The following is a 17,374-nucleotide window of genomic DNA, read 5'->3' as shown; positions in this document are numbered from 1 at the left end:
GGTCCCGCCGCGCCTAACCTGGTGCGCTGTGACCCCTCTTCGAGCCGTGCCCCGCCGCCACCGACTCCTCGCCTGCGCCACCTCGGCGCTGGTGAGCGCGTTGGCCCTGACCGGCTGCGACGCCGTGAGCGACCTCGGCGTCCCCGAGCCGGCCGCGACCTCCCCGGCTCCCGGAGGGTCCGCGCTGCGGGCCGTCGACGGGCTGAGCGTGAAGGGCCGCGCGCCGAAGACGGGGTACGACCGTGACGAGTTCGGGTCCGCCTGGGTGGACACCGACCGGAACGGCTGCGGCACCCGGGACGACGTACTCGCGCACCAGCTCTCCGGTGTCGAGCGGGACGTCGACGGCTGCAAGGTGCTCAGCGGCGTCCTCGACCCCGATCCGTACACGGGGGGCCGCATCGCTTTCGAACGCGGTCGCAGCAAGGTGGACATAGACCACCTCGTCGCCCTGTCCGACGCGTGGCAGAAGGGCGCCCAGCAGTGGAGCGACGGCAAACGGCGGGCCTTCGCGAACGACCCGCTCAACCTGGTGGCGGCCGACTCGTCCGCCAACCGCCGCAAGGGGGACGGGGACACCGCGACCTGGCTGCCGCCCAACAAGGCGTACCGCTGCACGTATGTGGCGGGGCAGGTGTCGGTGAAGAGCAAGTACGGGCTGTGGGTGACCGAGGCCGAACGGGACGCCATGCGGAAGGTCCTGTCCTCCTGCCCCGCCGAGAAGCTGCCCACGGGCGGCAGTCCGACCGAGGCGCCAACGCGTTGAGGACGCCCGTCCCGCCGTTGTGAATACTGTGCCCATGTGGAAGTGGCGGCTGACGGCCGCGGGGATGAACCTGCTGTTCGGGGTTCCGGGCGTCATCCCGATGTTCCTGGTCTGGTACTACCTGTCGAACGGGCCGCTCGCGGACGCCGGCTGGACCTCCCGTGAGCCGACCGAGAACGACGGAATGACGCTGTGGCTGGTGATCGTCGTGCCCGTGGTGGCGGTCTTCGGGATCAGCTGGTGGCTCGCCAACGACTGGCTGCGGCGCCGGGCCTCGCTGTCGCCGGGCGCGTACTGGACGGCCGGGGTGCTGCTCACGCTCTGGCCGGTGTGGGCGGCCGCCGTCGGTTCGGTCGCCTGAGGGACGAAATGGGTTGGCGGGGGGCCGGGCGCTGCCTACCTTGGCCGCATGGACCTGAAGATCACGACGCTTGCCGAGCGGCCGGAGCTCGCCGGGGCGATCGAGGAGATGCCCGACACCTGGCCCGCGTTCGTGCTGGAGGACCTGGTCGGCTGGGCCAACTTCCCGCGCATAGCCGCCGAGTTCCCCGAGTACGTGCTCGTCGCCACCGATCCCGGGGGCGCGGTGGTGGCCCGGGGCTACAGCGTGCCGTTCGCCCTGGGTGCGCCGGGCCGGGGGGCGCTGCCGGAAGGCGGCTGGGACCAGGTGCTGCTGTGGGCCTTCTCCGACCTGCGGCACGGGCGCACTCCGGACACCGTCAGCGCGATCGAGATCACCGTGACGACGGGGCGGCTCGGGCAGGGCGTCTCGGGGCACATGGTGGCCGCGATGCGGGAGAACGCCCGGCGCCTCGGATTCCGGGAACTCGTCGCCCCGGTCAGGCCGAGCGGGAAGCACGCGGAGGCCACGGCACCGATGGAGGAGTACGCCCGGCGCGTCCGGGACGAGGACGGGCTGCCGTACGACCCCTGGCTGCGGGTGCATGTGCGGGCGGGCGGAGTCATCGAGGCCGTGGCCCCGGTGTCGATGACGGTGAGCGGGTCCCTGGACCGGTGGCGGGCCTGGACCGGGCTGCCCTTCGACACGGAGGGGCCGGTGGAGGTGGAGGGCGCCCTGGTGCCGGTGCACTGTTCGCTCGCCCACGGGTACGCCGTGTACGTCGAGCCGAACGTCTGGGTGCGGCACCGGACGGCCTGAGGCCACAGGGCCGGCCCGCCCGCGAGGGGTGGCCGGCCCCGAAGGTGCCGCGCGAAGGGTCGTCCGCCCGTCAGAGCTTCAGCTCCCACTGGCTCGCGTCCCACTCGAAGCCGGGCCCGACCTCGACGGTCAGGTTCTTGGCGTCGGCCGGGGCGTCGAAGGCGTACTTCGCCGTGATCTTCTTGCCCGGCAGGACGGTACCGCTGAAGCCCTCGCCGATCTTGCCGTCGAAGATCTGCTCGGCGTTCACACCGTCCTCGCCGGCGCGGGCGTCGACGCTGACGAGCGTCGCGTCGAACTTCTCCTTGCCCTTGTTCTCGATGACGACCGAGACGGTGTAGGCGCTGTTGCCCTTGGTGTGGCCGATCGCGAACTCGTCGGCGGTGTACGGGGCCGGGGCGTTCACGGTGATCTCCAGGCCGTCGTCGTACGCCGCGGAGTCCCCCTGCCGCAGGATGTCGTCCTTGCCCTCGGTGCCCCCGGCCGTCCCGTCGCCGGCCGCCCCTCCGCCGGCGGCCGGCTTCGCGGACGCCGAACTGTCCTCGACCGCCTTGTTGATGTCGGTCACCACATCGTCCACGGCCTTGAACGTCAGGACCGCTCCGACCACCGACAGGATCAGCGAGACGAGGCCGAGGACCGCGCCGAACGTGGTCACGCCCTTGTTGGTGGCCTCTCCGCGCTTGGCCCGGCCCCGTCCGGCGAGCCCCAGGACGAGGGCGATCAGGCCGAGGATCCCCGCGAGCCAGAAGAAGAACGGGATCAGCCCCGAGACCGTCCCGATGATGCCCAGCACCAGGGCGGCGATACCCAGGCCGTTGCGGGCGGGGCGCGTGCCCGGAGCCTGAGCGGGGACGTACGGCTGCTGGGGCTGTTGCGGCTGCGTGTACTGGGACATGGCTGTGCCCTTCCGATGAGATACGGGGACTGTGAGCGGAGCGATGCGCCGCGTTGGTGTGCGGCGGGTCAATAAGACCATCGACTGTGAACCGAGTCAACACGATAATGGGTGTGAACTGTTGGCTCGGCGGTATCGGTATGCTCACCCACACACAGCAGGGACACCGACGTGCGCGGAACGGGAGACAGGCCAGTGCCGGATAACTCGACCGAGGTGACCGCGGCCGGAATCGCCAGGCTCGCGGGCGTGGGCCGCGCGGCCGTCAGCAACTGGCGCCGTCGGCACGCCGGCTTCCCGAAGCCCGTCGGTGGCACCGAGGCCAGCCCCTCCTTCGCGCTGAGCGAGGTCGAACAGTGGCTGCGCGACCAGGGCAAGCTCGCCGAGGTACCGCTGCGCGAGCGGGTCTGGCAGCAGCTGGCGGGCCACCCCGACGGCGCCGTGACCGCGCTCGTCCACACGGGGTGCGCCCTCCTGCTCGTCCGGGACAGGCCCACCACCTGGCTGGAGATCACCGCCGTCTCCGACGCCCGGATGGCAGGCGTGCTGCCGACCGCCCTGGACCACGTGCTCGCCGACCGCTTCGGAGAGGAGCGGGCGGTCCCCACACCCACGGCGTCCGCTCTCCTGCCGTCCGTCCCCCTGCTGCGCGCCGCGGCCGAACTGGCGGCGGAGACCGGCGCCCGGCAGGCCTTCGACTTCCTCTTCGGCCGCCAGCTGGACGCCAACCCGCGCCAGTACACCCTCACGCCCCCCGGCCTCGCCGAGCTGATGGCCGACCTCGCGGAGCCGGCCGGGGACGCCGCCCGGCGGAGCGGGAAGAGCTCCCGCACGGTCCTCGACCCCGCGGCCGGAACCGGCGCCCTGCTGTGCGCCGCCGGCCGGCCCACGGCGCTCTACGCGCAGGAGGCCGATCCCGGCCTGGCGGCGCTCACCGCGCTCCGGCTGGCCCTCCACCCGGAGAACAGGGCCGCCGGGCCCTCGCTCGCCGTACGGGCCGGCGACACCCTGCGCACCGACGCGTTCCCCGGCCTCGCCGTGGACGCGGTGCTCTGCCACCCGCCGTTCAACGAGCGCGACTGGGGCCACGACGACCTGGCCTACGACCCCCGCTGGGAGTACGGCTTCCCCGCCCGCACCGAGTCCGAACTCGCCTGGGTCCAGCACGCCCTCGCCCATCTCCGCGAGGGCGGCACCGCCGTGGTACTCATGCCCCCGGCCGCCGCCTCCCGCCGTTCGGGGCGCCGCATCCGCGCCGACCTGCTCCGCCGCGGAGCCCTCCGCGCCGTCATCGCGCTCCCGGCCGGCGCCGCACCCCCGTACGGCATCCCCCTCCACGTCTGGGTCCTCCGCAAGCCGGGCACCGAGCAGCCCCCCGCCCCCGAACTCCTCGTCGTCGACGCGGCGGAGCCCGAGACCGCCGGTGCGCCGTCCGGCCGTGACCGGCTGGACTGGCCCGCGGTGCGCGCCGCCGTGCTCGACGCGTGGACCCCCTTCGACGTGCCGGGGCGCCGTGAGCCCGTCGAGGAGCGCCCCGGGACCAGCCGGGCCGTCCCCGTCATCGAACTCCTCGACGACGACGTGGACCTGGCCCCCGCCCGCCATCTGCCGCCCCCGGCCGCCGGCGGCGGCGCGGCGGAACTCGTGCGCGTACGGGAACGCCTGGACGACACCCTGAAGCTGACCGCCCGGCTCACACCGCCGCCCCCCGTGCCCTGCGAACCGACCCGGCGGCCCTTCACCACGGTCGGTGAACTGGCCCGCGCCGGCGCCCTGTACCTGCGCACCGGCTCCGGTGCCGGCAGCGGCCCGGTGCCCGTCCTCACCGAGCACGACGTCCTCTCCGGGGCGGCCCCCAGCGGCACGCCCTCCCCACCGGCCGCGTCCCCGGAGGACGAGCCGCTCCTGCTGGAACCAGGAGACGTCGTCGTGCCCGTCCTCGGCGGAGGAGCGGTCGCCAGGGTCGTCGACGACGCGACCGCCGGGGCCGTGCTCGGCCGCAACCTCCAGCTCCTGCGGCCCGATCCGGCGGCCCTGGACCCCTGGTTCCTCGCCGGCTTCCTACGCGGTACCGCCAACAACCGGCAGGCCAGCAGCTACGCCTCCACCGCCACCCGGCTCGACGCCCGCCGTCTCCAGGTGCCGCGCCTGCCGCTGGCCGAACAGCGTACGTACGGGGAGCAGTTCAGCGCCCTCGCCGCGTTCGAGGACGCGCTGCGCACGGCGGGCAGGCTCGGCGGGCAGCTGGTGCAGGGGATGTACGACGGGCTCACGGACGGCTCCGTCGCTCCGGAGTGACGTGAAGCACAACGGTTGTGCACAACCAGGGACGGCTTGTCCGTGTCGGTGTATACGCTCACTGCACACGTTCCGATCCACGCCCTCCGGGAGCAGCACATGCACGGCTACGGCTATCCGCCGGAGCAGCAGCCGAAGCGTTCTCCGTCCTCGGCCACGCTCGTCACGCTGCGCGTGGTCTTCGTGGCACTCGCACTGCTGAGCTGTGGACTCCTCGCCTGGGCGGCCATGCTGCGGCTGGCGGTCGTCACCCGTAAGCAGCGCGACTGGTGGCTGTTCGGCCTCGTGCTGGCGCTGAACGCCGGACTCATCGCGTACCTCGGGTCGTTGCCGCCGGAGGAAGAGGTGATGACGGACGAGCAGGCGATCATCACCCTGTCATGGATGCTGGTGGTCTTCGTCGGCACGGTCACCTATTACCTGTACGCGGACATACGGCACTTCGGTCCGTACGGCGGTCCGCCGGCCGGGCCGCACGGGGCCTCCCACCCCGGTCCGTACGCCGCCCCGTACGGCGCCCCGCACCCGGGGGCGTCCTCGTTCCCCTCCGCCGGATTCGGCCCGCGGCAGGCACCGCCCTCCCCTGCCTACGGCTACCCGCCCGCTCCGCGGCAGAGCCCCGCACCGCCGCCACCCGCCGCACCGTCCGACACCCCGGGGCCCGCCGCACCGTCCGACGCCCCCAGGCCCGCCCCTCAGCGCCTCGACCAGGTGCGCGCCGAGCTCGACGAACTGAGCGACTACCTCCGCAAGGAGGGCGACAGCCGGTGAACGGGCGTGTCATCGCGGGTCGTTACCAGCTGGCGACCATTCTCGGCCAAGGCGGCATGGGCCAGGTCTGGACGGCGTACGACCAGCGCCTCGACCGCAGGGTCGCGGTGAAGCTCCTGCGCCCCGACCGGGTGGCCGGCCCCACCGGCAGCGAGGCCGCCGACGACCTGCGCCGCAGGTTCGTCCGGGAGTGCCGGGTCACCGCACAGGTCGACCACCCCGGTCTGGTCACCGTCCATGACGCGGGCAGCGACGGCGACGACCTCTTCCTCGTCATGCAGTACGTCGAGGGCGCCGACCTCGCCGACCACCTCGCCGAGCACGACCCCTACCCGTGGCCCTGGGCCGTGGCGATCGCCGCCCAGCTGTGCGCGGTGCTCTCCGCGGTGCACGCCGTGCCGATCGTCCACCGCGACCTCAAGCCCCGTAACGCCATGGTGAAGCCCGACGGCACCCTCACGGTGCTCGACCTGGGCATCGCCTCCGTCATGGACACCGACACCACCCGGCTGACGCACACGGGGTCGCCGATCGGCTCGCCGGCCTACATGGCCCCCGAGCAGGCGATGGGCGGCGCCGTCGGCCCGTACACCGACCTCTACGCACTCGGTGTGCTCCTGCACGAACTCCTCAGCGGTGACGTGCCGTTCGCGGGCTCCACCGCCCTCGGCGTCCTGCACCGCCACCTCTACGAACCCCCGCTCCCGGTCAGGCACATCCGGCCCGAGGTCCCCGAGGCGCTCGAAGCACTCGTCCTGCGGCTGCTTTCCAAGGACCCGCAGGACCGCCCCGCCTCCGCCCAGGAGGTCTACGAGTCCCTGCGGCCCCTGCTGCCCGCCGGCGGCACACCGGCCGGGCCCCTCGACCCGACCCGCCCCTTCCTCCGCCCCCACGCCCCCTGGCCGGACCGGGCGGCCACCCCCGCGCCCTCACCCGTCCCCGAGGCACCCGCCCCGCCCCGGACGCCGCCGGCCAGGCCCGACGTGGCACAGGCCGTCGACGACGTGAAACGGCTGCTCGGGGAAGGCCGCATCACCCAGGCCGTCGACATCCTCGGGGGGATCCTCCCGGCCGCCGCCCTGGAGCACGGCGAACACTCACCGGTCGTCCGGATCCTGCGCAAGCAGTACGCGGCGACGCTGATGGACGACGGCCAGTACCGCCGCGCCCTCCCCGAGCTCCGCCGCCTCGCCGACGACCGTGCGGCCGAGGCGGGCCCCGCCGACTCCCAGACCCTGCAGTTCCGTTACGACGCCGCGCAGTGCCTGGAGCAGCTCGGGGAGACGCCCGCCGCACTCGCCGAGTACCGCGCCGTCCTCCCCTACTACGAGAACGGCTACGCGACGTCCTCCGGCCCCGGCCGCGCCTTCGACATCCGCCACCGGATCGGCCACCTCCTGCTCGGGATGGGCGACCACACGGCGGGCCGCGCCCAGTTGCAGGCCCTGCTGTACGACACCGAGCGGGCCTACGGACCGCACCACCCGCTCCCCACGGAGCTCCGCCGGCAACTGACCCACCACCAGGACGTACGCGGCTCGGTGTGAGGCGGCGGCGGCCGGAACGGGCCGGCCGGAGGGGATTTCGTCCGTGACCCCACACTGACCGGTCCGGAAATCGTTGGTCGAAGCAGTGGCCCGAATCACGTCCACTGCCTAACATCGATCACCGCAAGGCTTTGTGCACTGATGCACAAACTCTCCCCGGGAGGCTCCTTTGCACCGCCGACGTCGCACCGCGCTCGCCCTTACCGCCGCAACCCTCGTCGCGGCGCCGCTCCTGACCGCCTGTGGCAGTGAGGCCCATCCCGGTGCCGCGGCCGTGGTCGGCGGCGACCGGATCGACGTGGCCACGGTCCAGGCGCAGGCGGCCGACGTGCGCACCGCGCAGCAGGACTCCGAACGGTCCGAGGAGCTGGTGACGAAGTCGGGCCAGCTGACCCGGGTCAAGCTGTCCGGCCTGATCTTCGGGCGGGTCCTGGACCGCGCCGCGAAGGACGCCGGGGTGAGCGTCAGCCGCAAGGAGATCCAGCAGATCCGCAGCGCCGCCGCCGAGCAGTCCGGCGGGGACGAGGGCGTGCGGACGCTGATGCTGGAGCAGCGCTGGGTGGCGCCCGGCCAGATCGAGGCGAGTCTGCGCCAGGAGGTCCAGCTCCAGAAGCTGGCCCAGGCGCTCGGCGCCGACCTGCAGAACCCCGCCGGGGTGCAGGCGGTCGGCGAGAGCCTCACCGAGGCGTCGAAGGCGCTGCACATCGACGTCAATCCGCGCTACGGCAGCTGGGACAACCAGAAGGTCCAGCTCAGCACGTACAAGGCCCCGTGGATCACCCAGGTCACGCCCGTCCAGGGTCAGGAGCCCGAGGCAGGCGCCTGACCCCGCCCGACCGGAGGTAGGTTCGGGGGTGTGAACGCTGAAGACCCCGGCCGTATCGTCCTGCTCACCGCCAGCCACCGGGTCGCCCCCGGGCTGCTGTCCTGGCCCGCCTGGCAGACGCTGCACGCGGCGGACCGCGTGCTGTGCGCCGAGTCCGGCCATCCGCAGCTGCCGTATCTGCGGGAGGCGGGGGTGACCGTGGAACACACCGCGCCCTCGGCAGAGGAGCTCGTGGACGACTGCGCCGGCGGCCGGACCGTGGTGGTGCTGGTGGGCGGCGAGGGGAACCAGCCGCTCACCGACGGCCTGGCCCGGCTCGGCGGCTCGGGCCGGGTGCAGATGCCGGACCTGGAGCTGCTGCCCGGTTCGTACGACCTGCCCGGCGCGCGGCTCCTGGACCTGGTCCAGGTCATGGACCGGATCCGGCTCGAATGCCCGTGGACCTCGCAGAAGACGCACGAGGGCCTCGCGAAGTACGCCATCGAGGAGGCGTACGAACTGGTCGAGGCCATCGAGGACGGTGACCGCGAGGAGCTGCGCGAGGAGCTCGGCGACGTACTGCTCCAGGTCGTCTTCCACGCCCGGATCGCGCAGGAGGACCAGGAGGAGCCGTTCGGCATCGACGACGTCGCGGCCACGATCGTCGAGAAGCTGATCCACCGTCATCCGCATGTGTTCGGCGACGAGACCGCCGAGACCCCGGAGGACGTCCACGCGCACTGGCTCCGTACGAAGGCGATCGAGAAGCAGCGCGAGTCGGTCACCGACGGGGTGCCGCTCGGCCAGCCCGGCCTGGCGCTGGCCGCCAAGCTCGGCAGCCGGGCCCGGGCCGCGGGCCTCAACGCCGCGCTCCCGGAGGGCGACGGGATCGGCTACCGGCTGCTCGCCCTCGCCGTGGAGGCCGAACGGGACGGCACCGACCCGGAGACCGCCCTGCGGGCCGCCGCCCGCGCCTACCGCGACGCGATCCGCGCGGCGGAGGGCCTCGGAGGGCCCGACGCGGCTCCGGAAGGCGTCGAGGAGTGAACGACAGCCCCGGGACGCCCTCCACGCCCGACGCGGCGCCCGAAGTCTTCACCTGGGAGTTCGCCGGGCCCGTGCGGCGGGGGCCCTCGCAGGCTCGCCTCCGGCCGTCACTCAGGAGTGAACTCCACCGGCAGCGTGCGTAGGCCGCGCATGATGAGGCCACCCCGCCATCGCAGGTCGTCGGGGCTCGTGGCCAGCTGAAGGTCCGGTAGACGACGGAACAGGGTCGCCAGCGCGGTGCGGCCCTCCAGCCGGGCGAGCGGAGCTCCCAGGCAGTAGTGGATGCCGTGCCCGTACCCGAGGTGCTGGTTGTCGCGACGGGAGAGGTCGAGGGTGTCGGGCTCCTTGAAGCGGGCGGGATCGCGGTCAGCCGCAGCGAGTACGACCAGGACCGGATCGCCCTCGTGAATCTGCTGTCCGCCGATTTCGAGTGCCTCGGTGGCGTAGCGCCAGGTGGCAATTTCCACCGGGCCGTCGAAACGCAGCAGCTCTTCGATTGCGGTGTCCAGGAGGGCGTCGTCACCTCGGACGACAGCATCTTGGAAAATGGAGCGCTGGGCGGGGTTGTGGAAGAACGCGTGTGCGCTGTTTCCGATCAAGTTGATGGTTGTCTCGAAACCCGCAAAGAGGATGACGAAGCACATGGCAGCGGCCTCGTTCTCCGTGAGGTGCTCGCCGTGGTCGCTCGCCCGGATCAGGTCGGAGATCAGGTCGTCGCCGGGATTCTTCCTCTTCCGGTGGATCAGTTCGGCGAGATAGCTGCGGATCTTCTTCACCGACCGGGCTACGCCGCCGCGAGGGCCGCCACCGTGCCGGATCATCATTCCTGCCCAGTCCCTGAATTCGTCCTGGTCCTCGCTAGGGACTCCGAGCAGATCGCAGATCGCATAGATGGGCAACGGGAACGCGAAATCGTGGATGAGGTCCGCCTCTCCCCGGTCGGCGAAGCCGTCGATGAGGCGGTCTGTCAGCTCCTGCACGCGCGGTGCGAACTCGGCGACTCGGCGTGGGGTGAACGCCTTGGACACCAGTCGGCGCAGCCGGGTGTGATCGGGGGGGTCGATGTTCAGCAGGTGCGTCATGAGGTTGGCGCTGCGTTCCCCGGGGATGCCGGTTTTGCTCTTCCCCTGTGCGTCTTCGGCGTGGTGTGCCGGGTTCTTCGAAAGGCGGCTGTCGGCGAGGGCCTGCCGGGCATCCGCGTAGCGGGTCACCAACCATGCCTCGACACCGCTGGGCAGCGTGGTGCGGTGCACGGGGCTGTGCTCGCGGAGCGAGGCGTACGCGGGATAAGGGTCGGTGGCGAACTCCCAGGTGAAGAGTTCCGGCGACGGGGTGTGGTTCACCTGACGACGGTATCCGGCGGGCGCATGGGCGCCACCCCCGCCCTGGCTGTGCCCGACCACGAGGGGCGCCCACCCCGGGGCGCCCCGCCGTTCTTCAGTCTGCAGCCGTACCGGCCCTTGCCTTGTGCGGGGGCCTTTTACGCGACCTTTGTCAGAAGGCGAGAAATCGCAAAACAATAGGAGGATTTGATGATTATCTTGTATGCGTTCCGAAGGTTGATGTCTTCGTAACCCCGCGAAAGGTGCTGGCGATCCTTTCAGCTCCTCTGCGAATCGCCGACTGAGGTACGCTCCCCATAAAAAAGCACCGGCCCCAAAGCGCTTGGCTGAGCGCGATGAGGCCGGGACCTTCCCGGCGGTGACCCAACACCCCGGGGACGGAACAGTCTGGGAGGACTGAACATGCCCATTGTGGCACGCCCGTACCCGCATGCACCCGCTGCGATCGTGGTCGCGAAGTACACCCGCGTCTCCACCGCGGAGCAAGTTGACGGCTTTGGCCTCGAAGACCAGGACAGAATTTCCAACGGGTGGCTCGATCGCCGCCCGGACGTCACTGTGTACGACGAGTATGTTGACGAAGGGGTATCCGGTGCCTTGGAGACCCGCCCGGAGATGGGGCGACTCGTTCGCGATGCCCGCCAGCAGTGCTGCAACCGCATCCTCGTCCCCAGGATCGACCGCATCGGCCGCACGGCCCGCGCTGCTTACCAGTGGGCGTGGAGCATGGCCGACCTCGGCATCCACTTCATCTCCGTGGACGAAGGCATCGATACCGGTACGGACTCCGGCTGGTCCCAGTTCACGCAGTACGTCACCTTCTCCGAGCGGGAGTGGCGACGCATCGCGGAGCGCACCTCGGCCGGCCGTGAACTGAAGATCAGCTACGGGGGCTGGCCCGGCGGCCCCGCGCCTTACGGCTACACGAGCGCCAAGGACGCCTCCTGGGTCGGGAAGCGCCGGAAGGAGTTCAGCGTCCTCGTCACCGACGAGCACGAGTCCATGGTGCTCGCCGTCGCTGTCGAGCTCATCACCGACCAAGGCGCGAGCCTCACCAAGGCCTGCGACGAGCTCAACGAGCGCAAGCTCTTCACCCGTAGCGGAGTGCCCTGGACAGTCGGAAACCTACGCAACCGCCTTTACAGCGAGACCATCCACAACGGATACGTGGTCTACCGCAAGACTGACCGAGGCAGTGGCAGGAACACGACGCTGCGCTACCCCGACGGCACTCCTGTCCATGGCGACCAGGTGAAGATCGGCGTGCCGGCCATCTTCAGCGAGGATCGCGCCCGGTGCCTTATGGCGGCGCTGAAGAAGCTTGGCTTCCAAAATGGTCGTATCGGCGACCAGGTCTATCCCTTGAGCGGACGCATCAAGAGTATGTGCGGCGAGGTTTACACCGGCGCCGGCCGCCGCGGTGAGGATGCACGCGCCTATCGGTGCAGAGGAATGATCAACGGGGGTGAGCCGTGCGGTGAACCGTCCTTCAACGCCGCTGAGATCGAGGATGTGGTCTGGGCCGAGTTGTCCAAGCTCATGAAGGACGGAGCGGGTCTACGGGCGATGGCGGCCGAGCGGGTGAGCGGCGTGCCTGGTGACAAGGAGAAGTACGAGGGGCGCGTTACCGAGTTGGCCGGCAGGATCTCGGCGCAGCAGGACCTCATCGACCAAAGGGTTCCTGAGTACGTCAAGGCCGGTGTGGACCCGGTCGTGCTCAAGGCATCCGTGAGAGAGCTGCAACAGGAGCTGGAGGAATACCGCAGGCAGAAGGCCTTCGCGGAGCACTGGCTGGAGGAGTGCTCCGCCAACGAGCGTCAGGCGCGCGACCTGGTCGAAATCGCGAACCGTACTCGTCGCGGCCCCGACAGCATGACGCTGGAGGAGCGCAGGGAGGTCTTCGAGATGTTCGACATCAGAGTCGTGCCAGGGGCGATGGAGGTCATCGCGAAACCGGGTGTCAAGTGCGCGGTGAGCCAGTGGCACTAGGAGACGGGGACGCTTGTTCCGCCGGACCCGACCGACGAGGAGTGGGAGGCGGTTCTCGCGATCCTGCACACGTACTTCGACGCCAGAGCCAAAAAGCACTTCATGACGAAGCACGACATTCGTGCCCAATTCTGCGGCATGCTTTACCGTCTCCGGCTCGGCCTGTCCTGGAAGGACATGCCCCTCACCTGGGGGCCGATCGACCCCATGAGGTCGCGCCAGCTCAAGTGGTGGCAGAAGGGTGCCTGGCCCGAGGTCATGGAGTCCCTCGGCGCAGACAAGAGGGGAGTGGTGGCATATCGGCGGCCGACGCTGCCTCAGCTCGGTGTCATCGGTCAGCTTCGGCCCGGGGTGCTGGCGGTGGTGCGGACCGGCGAGGGCCGGGCCATGAGCACTGCCCCCGAGGTGGTCGAGGCGGATACCCCTACGTCACCTCCTTCTCTCTGATGTCGGCCCGGTCGTGTCGTGGCATCAAGGGGCCGATGCACTGCGCCGACCGGGACCCGGAGCGGTTCCAGGATGCGGACACCCTGGATCTCGCGCGCAGTGACAATCAGCACCTCGGATACGGGCACGGCATCCACTACTGCCTGGGTGCGCCGCTGGCCCGGCTGGAGGGGCAGGTGGCGCTGGCGACGCTGCTGCGGCGCCTTCCCGACCTGCGGCTTGCCGCAGAACCTGCCGATTTGCGCTGGCGCGGCGGGCTCATCATGCGTGGACTGCGCACGCTTCCCGTGGAGTTCGGCCCCGGGCGTTCGGCGGAAAAAAGTGACAGCCTGTCAACTCTGTGACTTTCACGTGATCTCCGCTGCATCGACTTGTGACACACGTTCGAGTACGGCTAGGTTCACCGTTCGACTCACCCGTCACACGTCAGTCACACGGAAGGCAATCCCATGGGCTCCGCGACCGGCAGACACCGTCGCCCTCGTCAGGCACCCGCCATCGTCGTCGCCGCAGGCGTCACCGGATCGGCCATCGCCATCCCGCTGCTCAGCGCGGGCGGCGCGCAGGCCGCTGACGCGTCGACCTGGGACCGGGTCGCCGAGTGCGAGAGCGGTGGCATGTGGAGTGCCGACCTCGGCAACGGCTACTACGGCGGCCTGCAGCTCTCGGAGGACACCTGGTCGGCCTACGGTGGCACGGCGTACGCGCCGCGCGCCGACCTCGCCAGCCGCTCGCAGCAGATTGCGGTCGCGGAGAAGATCCTGGACGACAAGGGGCCGCAGGCGTGGGCCAGCTGCTCGGTGATCTCCGGGCTCTCCCTGGACGCGGGCCTGCCCGGCGTCGACCCGGGCAGCGAGGAGTCCGCCGAGCCCTCCGCCGAGCCCTCCGCCGAGCCCTCGGATTCGGCGACGCCGTCCGGGACGCCTTCCTCCGACGCGACCGACCCTGCGGACAGTTCGGACGAGGCCGCCGGCTCGGACGACTCCGACGCGACGGGCGAGGCGGGCCAGGGCGCGTCCGACGGTAAGACGGACGAGGGCGACGACGCCGGCTCGACGCCGTCCGCCACTCCGTCCCCCGAGGCCTCCGGGACGTCCGGCGCCCCGAAGGGCGACACGGCGACGGACGACACGGCGAACGGCGGCAAGCACCGCGGGACGCCGGCCCCCGAGGCGAGCGCCCGGCCGGGCCAGGACGACGGGCGCGAGTCCGGCCGCCACGCCTCGCGCGGTGAGTCCGGCGCGCGTCAGGGCGCGGAGGGGACGTACACCGTCCGCGAGGGCGACAACCTCTGGGCGATCGCCGACGCGCAGGAGCTTCCCGGCGGCTGGACCGCGCTCTACGCGGCCAACAAGGACGAGCTGGGCTCCGACCCGGACCTGATCCTTCCCGGCCAGACCCTGGACCTCGGGGCGGACGCGCGGGGTAGCCGGGCGGAGACCGCCGCCAACTGATCAAAAACGTGAAAACACCCCGAAAGCGGGGGCAGTTCAGAGGCCTATGTCCACTTATGCGTAAGTGAGACATGGGTCTCTTTGCGTCAACTGGTGCGCCCGGTCCGTCCGCTCCGTCCATATTGGCTCCGACCTGCGAAAACGATCCTCCGCATCCAGCCGTTACGGGCTGATTGGCCGTTATGTCCATCTTTGAATGTGGGGGTTGCGTGTGTTTACGGTCGGAGCCGCTCGCACCGCGGGCACCTTCGACCGTCACGCCGAATCCTGCCGTCGGCCGAAGGGAACCGACGCGTAAAGCGCCGTAGGCAGGAGCGGGGGACCCAGGTAAGCGCCGGACCCGGCCGTCGGAAGACGGGCGGAGACACGGCTAGGGGTGAAGTCGTCCGAGAGTGAGGGCGACCGGGCAACTCACAGGCCCGAACCCGACAGCTCACCTCGTAGGCGTCGGTGAGGAGAACCATGCTGCTTTCCAGCAAGGGCAAGCACCGCCGCCCGTCCAAGGCCGTCCGTGTCGCGACCCTGGCCGGTGTCACCGGTGCCGCGGTCGTCGTACCGCTGATGGGCGCGACCGGCGCCTCCGCCGCCTCCGTCGAGACCTGGGACGCTGTCGCCCAGTGCGAGTCGGGTGGCAACTGGTCCATCAATACCGGCAACGGCTACTACGGCGGCCTGCAGTTCTCGCAGTCCAGCTGGGCGGCCGCCGGCGGCACCCAGTACGCCTCCCGCGCCGACCTGGCCACCAAGGACCAGCAGATAGCCGCCGCCGAGAAGCTCCTCGACCTTCAGGGCCCGGGCGCCTGGGCCTGCGCCGGCGCCGGCGGTCTGACGAACGACGGTGTGGACCCGGGTGTCGACACCGGCTCCGGCAAGAACGGCGACACGGCACCGCAGGCCGCGCCGGAGCGCAAGGCCGAGCAGCCCACCACGCGCAGCGAGAAGCGCGCGGCCCCCGAGAAGACCGTCACCACCCCCACCGGCGAGAAGGTCGAGAAGGGTGACGGCGAGTACAAGGTGAAGTCCGGCGACACCCTCAGCAAGATCGCCGACGCGAAGAAGGTCAAGGGCGGCTGGCAGAAGCTGTTCAAGCTGAACGACGACATCGTCGACAAGGCCGACCTGATCTTCCCGGGACAGCAGCTCCACCTGAAGTAGTCGGAACCCGGAACAGTCGGTAGTGACCCGGGGTCTTCCTCCTGCCCCGGAGCCCGGCCCGGCGCGCAGACCCCCCGCGCGCCGGGCCGGGGCCGTGTCCGGGCCCCCTGGCGGGGTGCGGACGGGGGCTCGCCGTAGGCGTGAGTGTTCAACTGTTGTGGTTACTCGTCAGTAGAATTCTGGAGCTTTGCCCGGAATGCAGGCCCTTGGGTCCTTTTTCGTCCCAGGGGACGGGCGGACGGCCGACGGAGCGCGCCGAGCCGGTTAGGCTCGTGGCGCAAGGCCACAGTGACCCTGCACAACCAGTGTCAGATCCCAGAAGGAGATGCCTCGTGCCGTCCATCGACGTCGTCGTAGCCAGGGAAATCCTCGACTCCCGGGGCAACCCCACGGTCGAGGTCGAGGTTGGCCTCGACGACGGCAGCACGGGACGTGCTGCTGTTCCGTCCGGCGCCTCCACCGGTGCGTTCGAGGCCATTGAGCTTCGCGACGGTGACCCCAACCGCTACCAGGGCAAGGGCGTCGAGAAGGCCGTCCTCGCCGTGATCGAGCAGATCGGCCCGGAGCTCGTCGGTTACGACGCCACCGAGCAGCGCCTCATCGACCAGGCGATGTTCGACCTGGACGCGACCGAGAACAAGGGCTCCCTCGGCGCCAACGCCATCCTCGGTGTCTCGCTGGCCGTGGCGCACGCCGCGTCCGAGGCCTCCGACCTCCCGCTGTTCCGCTACCTCGGCGGCCCGAACGCGCACCTGCTGCCCGTTCCGATGATGAACATCCTGAACGGCGGCTCGCACGCCGACTCCAACGTGGACATCCAGGAGTTCATGATCGCGCCGATCGGCGCCGAGTCCTTCTCCGAGGCCCTCCGCTGGGGTGCGGAGATCTACCACACGCTGAAGAAGGTCCTGAAGACCAAGGGCCTGTCCACCGGTCTCGGTGACGAGGGCGGCTTCGCCCCCAACCTGGAGTCCAACCGCGCCGCCCTCGACCTCATCCTCGAGGCCGTCAAGGAGGCCGGTTACGTCCCGGGCCGCGACATCGCGCTCGCGCTCGACGTCGCCGCGTCCGAGTTCTACAAGGACGGCGTCTACGAGTTCGAGGGCAAGTCCCGCTCGGCCGCCGAGATGACCGAGTACTACGAGGAGCTCGTCTCCGCGTACCCGCTGGTCTCCATCGAGGACCCGCTGTACGAGGACGACTGGGCGGGCTGGAAGGTCATCACCGACAAGCTCGGCTCGAAGGTGCAGATCGTGGGCGACGACCTGTTCGTCACCAACCCCGAGCGCCTCGCCCGCGGCATCGAGGAGGGCTCGGCCAACGCCCTGCTCGTCAAGGTCAACCAGATCGGTTCGCTGACCGAGACCCTGGACGCCGTCGAGCTGGCCCAGCGCAACGGCTTCAAGTGCATGATGTCCCACCGCTCCGGTGAGACCGAGGACGTCACCATCGCCGACCTCGCCGTCGCGGTGAACTGCGGCCAGATCAAGACCGGTGCCCCGGCCCGCTCGGACCGCGTCGCCAAGTACAACCAGCTGCTGCGCATCGAGGAGATCCTCGACGACGCCGCGGTGTACGCCGGTCGTTCGGCGTTCCCGCGGTTCCGCTTCGAGGGCTGACAGCCCGAGTCCGGAGCACCAGCCTCCGACCGTCCCCGCATCCGGTCCCGTACCGTGTGCGGGGACGGACGTGCGT

At 70.7% G+C, this 17,374-nt stretch carries 14 protein-coding genes, 2 pseudogenes and 1 riboswitch; of the genes and pseudogenes, 14 read left to right on the top strand and 2 right to left on the bottom strand.

Translation table 11 applies throughout. The features are described from left to right. Nucleotides 1-28 precede the first annotated feature (28 nt). From ACIP63_RS30165 to ACIP63_RS30155, 3 genes are read left to right on the top strand one after another with little or no spacing between them, the layout of a single operon-like run. Nucleotides 29-766: an HNH endonuclease family protein gene (locus tag ACIP63_RS30165; protein ID WP_401521856.1), complete on the top strand. Its 738-nt coding sequence runs from the start codon at nt 29-31 to the stop codon at nt 764-766. Between the two features lie 34 nt (nt 767-800). After that, a complete protein-coding gene (locus tag ACIP63_RS30160; protein WP_401521854.1) occupies nt 801-1,127 on the top strand; it encodes a hypothetical protein in 327 nt (108 codons plus the stop codon). 48 nt (nt 1,128-1,175) lie between these two features. Continuing rightward, nucleotides 1,176-1,925: an N-acetyltransferase gene (locus tag ACIP63_RS30155; RefSeq protein WP_401521851.1), complete on the top strand. Its 750-nt coding sequence runs from the start codon at nt 1,176-1,178 to the stop codon at nt 1,923-1,925. Between the two features lie 70 nt (nt 1,926-1,995). Here ACIP63_RS30155 and ACIP63_RS30150 read toward each other — a convergent pair whose 3' ends face one another. Then, the gene (locus ACIP63_RS30150; protein WP_401521848.1) at nt 1,996-2,823 is read right to left on the bottom strand and encodes a DUF4190 domain-containing protein; all 828 of its coding nucleotides are present in this window, start codon (nt 2,821-2,823) and stop codon (nt 1,996-1,998) included. 195 nt (nt 2,824-3,018) lie between these two features. On the opposite strand from ACIP63_RS30150, the gene ACIP63_RS30145 reads away from it, so the two are divergent. The 5 genes from ACIP63_RS30145 to ACIP63_RS30125 all read left to right on the top strand — a co-directional run bounded on the left by ACIP63_RS30145 (nt 3,019) and on the right by ACIP63_RS30125 (nt 9,291). Then, nucleotides 3,019-5,121, top strand: coding sequence for an N-6 DNA methylase (locus ACIP63_RS30145; protein ID WP_401521846.1), 2,103 nt, complete (start codon nt 3,019-3,021; stop codon nt 5,119-5,121). A 99-nt stretch (nt 5,122-5,220) separates the two neighbouring features. Next, entirely contained in the window at nt 5,221-5,892 is a 672-nt protein-coding gene (locus tag ACIP63_RS30140) for a hypothetical protein (protein ID WP_401521843.1), read from the top strand. Next, nucleotides 5,889-7,439: a protein kinase gene (locus ACIP63_RS30135; protein ID WP_401521840.1), complete on the top strand. Its 1,551-nt coding sequence runs from the start codon at nt 5,889-5,891 to the stop codon at nt 7,437-7,439. The genes ACIP63_RS30140 and ACIP63_RS30135 overlap by 4 nt, the downstream gene beginning before the upstream one ends. A 169-nt stretch (nt 7,440-7,608) precedes the next feature. After that, complete coding sequence (locus ACIP63_RS30130; RefSeq protein ID WP_401521839.1) at nt 7,609-8,265, top strand: SurA N-terminal domain-containing protein; 657 nt, start codon at nt 7,609-7,611, stop codon at nt 8,263-8,265. Between the two features lie 30 nt (nt 8,266-8,295). After that, nucleotides 8,296-9,291, top strand: a complete 996-nt coding sequence (locus ACIP63_RS30125) for a nucleoside triphosphate pyrophosphohydrolase (RefSeq protein WP_401521837.1) — start codon at nt 8,296-8,298, stop codon at nt 9,289-9,291. Between the two features lie 107 nt (nt 9,292-9,398). On the opposite strand, the gene ACIP63_RS30120 is transcribed toward ACIP63_RS30125, so the two are convergent. Beyond that, entirely contained in the window at nt 9,399-10,634 is a 1,236-nt protein-coding gene (locus ACIP63_RS30120; protein WP_401521834.1) for a cytochrome P450, read from the bottom strand. A 402-nt stretch (nt 10,635-11,036) separates the two neighbouring features. Here ACIP63_RS30120 and ACIP63_RS30115 point away from each other — a divergent pair, with 402 nt between their 5' ends. The 6 genes and pseudogenes from ACIP63_RS30115 (at nt 11,037) to eno (ending at nt 17,298) form a co-directional block, all read left to right on the top strand. After that, nucleotides 11,037-12,623 carry a recombinase family protein gene (locus tag ACIP63_RS30115; protein WP_401521833.1) on the top strand — a complete coding sequence of 529 codons (1,587 nt, stop codon included), beginning with the start codon at nt 11,037-11,039 and terminating at the stop codon, nt 12,621-12,623. A 42-nt stretch (nt 12,624-12,665) separates the two neighbouring features. After that, nucleotides 12,666-13,070, top strand: a pseudogene (locus ACIP63_RS30110) (hypothetical protein); the annotation flags it as partial. Nucleotides 13,071-13,114: 44 nt separating this feature from the next. Beyond that, nucleotides 13,115-13,414: pseudogene (locus ACIP63_RS30105) on the top strand (cytochrome P450); the annotation flags it as partial. A gap of 105 nt (nt 13,415-13,519) precedes the next feature. Further along, nucleotides 13,520-14,524 carry a transglycosylase family protein gene (locus tag ACIP63_RS30100; RefSeq protein WP_401521830.1) on the top strand — a complete coding sequence of 335 codons (1,005 nt, stop codon included), beginning with the start codon at nt 13,520-13,522 and terminating at the stop codon, nt 14,522-14,524. Between the two features lie 290 nt (nt 14,525-14,814). Then, nucleotides 14,815-14,986: riboswitch (cyclic di-AMP (ydaO/yuaA leader) on the top strand. Continuing rightward, entirely contained in the window at nt 14,987-15,679 is a 693-nt protein-coding gene (locus ACIP63_RS30095) for a transglycosylase family protein (RefSeq protein ID WP_401521829.1), read from the top strand. Nucleotides 15,680-16,011: 332 nt separating this feature from the next. After that, nucleotides 16,012-17,298 carry a phosphopyruvate hydratase gene (eno, locus tag ACIP63_RS30090; RefSeq protein WP_014155837.1) on the top strand — a complete coding sequence of 429 codons (1,287 nt, stop codon included), beginning with the start codon at nt 16,012-16,014 and terminating at the stop codon, nt 17,296-17,298. The last annotated feature ends 76 nt before the right edge of the window (nt 17,299-17,374 follow it).

It is taken from the genome of Streptomyces sp. NPDC088746, assembly GCF_044751065.1.
Classification (GTDB): domain Bacteria; phylum Actinomycetota; class Actinomycetes; order Streptomycetales; family Streptomycetaceae; genus Streptomyces.
The sequence above is the reverse complement of the archived record's forward strand: the minus strand, read 5'-3'. Positions and strand labels throughout refer to the sequence as shown.

Coding starts and splice junctions, on each gene's coding strand:
- ACIP63_RS30160 (WP_401521854.1), top strand. CDS start 801: ATGTGGAAGTGGCGGCTGACGGCCGCGGGGATGAACCTGCTGTTCGGG.
- ACIP63_RS30155 (WP_401521851.1), top strand. CDS start 1,176: ATGGACCTGAAGATCACGACGCTTGCCGAGCGGCCGGAGCTCGCCGGG.
- ACIP63_RS30150 (WP_401521848.1), bottom strand. CDS start 2,823: ATGTCCCAGTACACGCAGCCGCAACAGCCCCAGCAGCCGTACGTCCCC.
- ACIP63_RS30140 (WP_401521843.1), top strand. CDS start 5,221: ATGCACGGCTACGGCTATCCGCCGGAGCAGCAGCCGAAGCGTTCTCCG.
- ACIP63_RS30115 (WP_401521833.1), top strand. CDS start 11,037: ATGCCCATTGTGGCACGCCCGTACCCGCATGCACCCGCTGCGATCGTG.
- ACIP63_RS30100 (WP_401521830.1), top strand. CDS start 13,520: ATGGGCTCCGCGACCGGCAGACACCGTCGCCCTCGTCAGGCACCCGCC.
- ACIP63_RS30095 (WP_401521829.1), top strand. CDS start 14,987: ATGCTGCTTTCCAGCAAGGGCAAGCACCGCCGCCCGTCCAAGGCCGTC.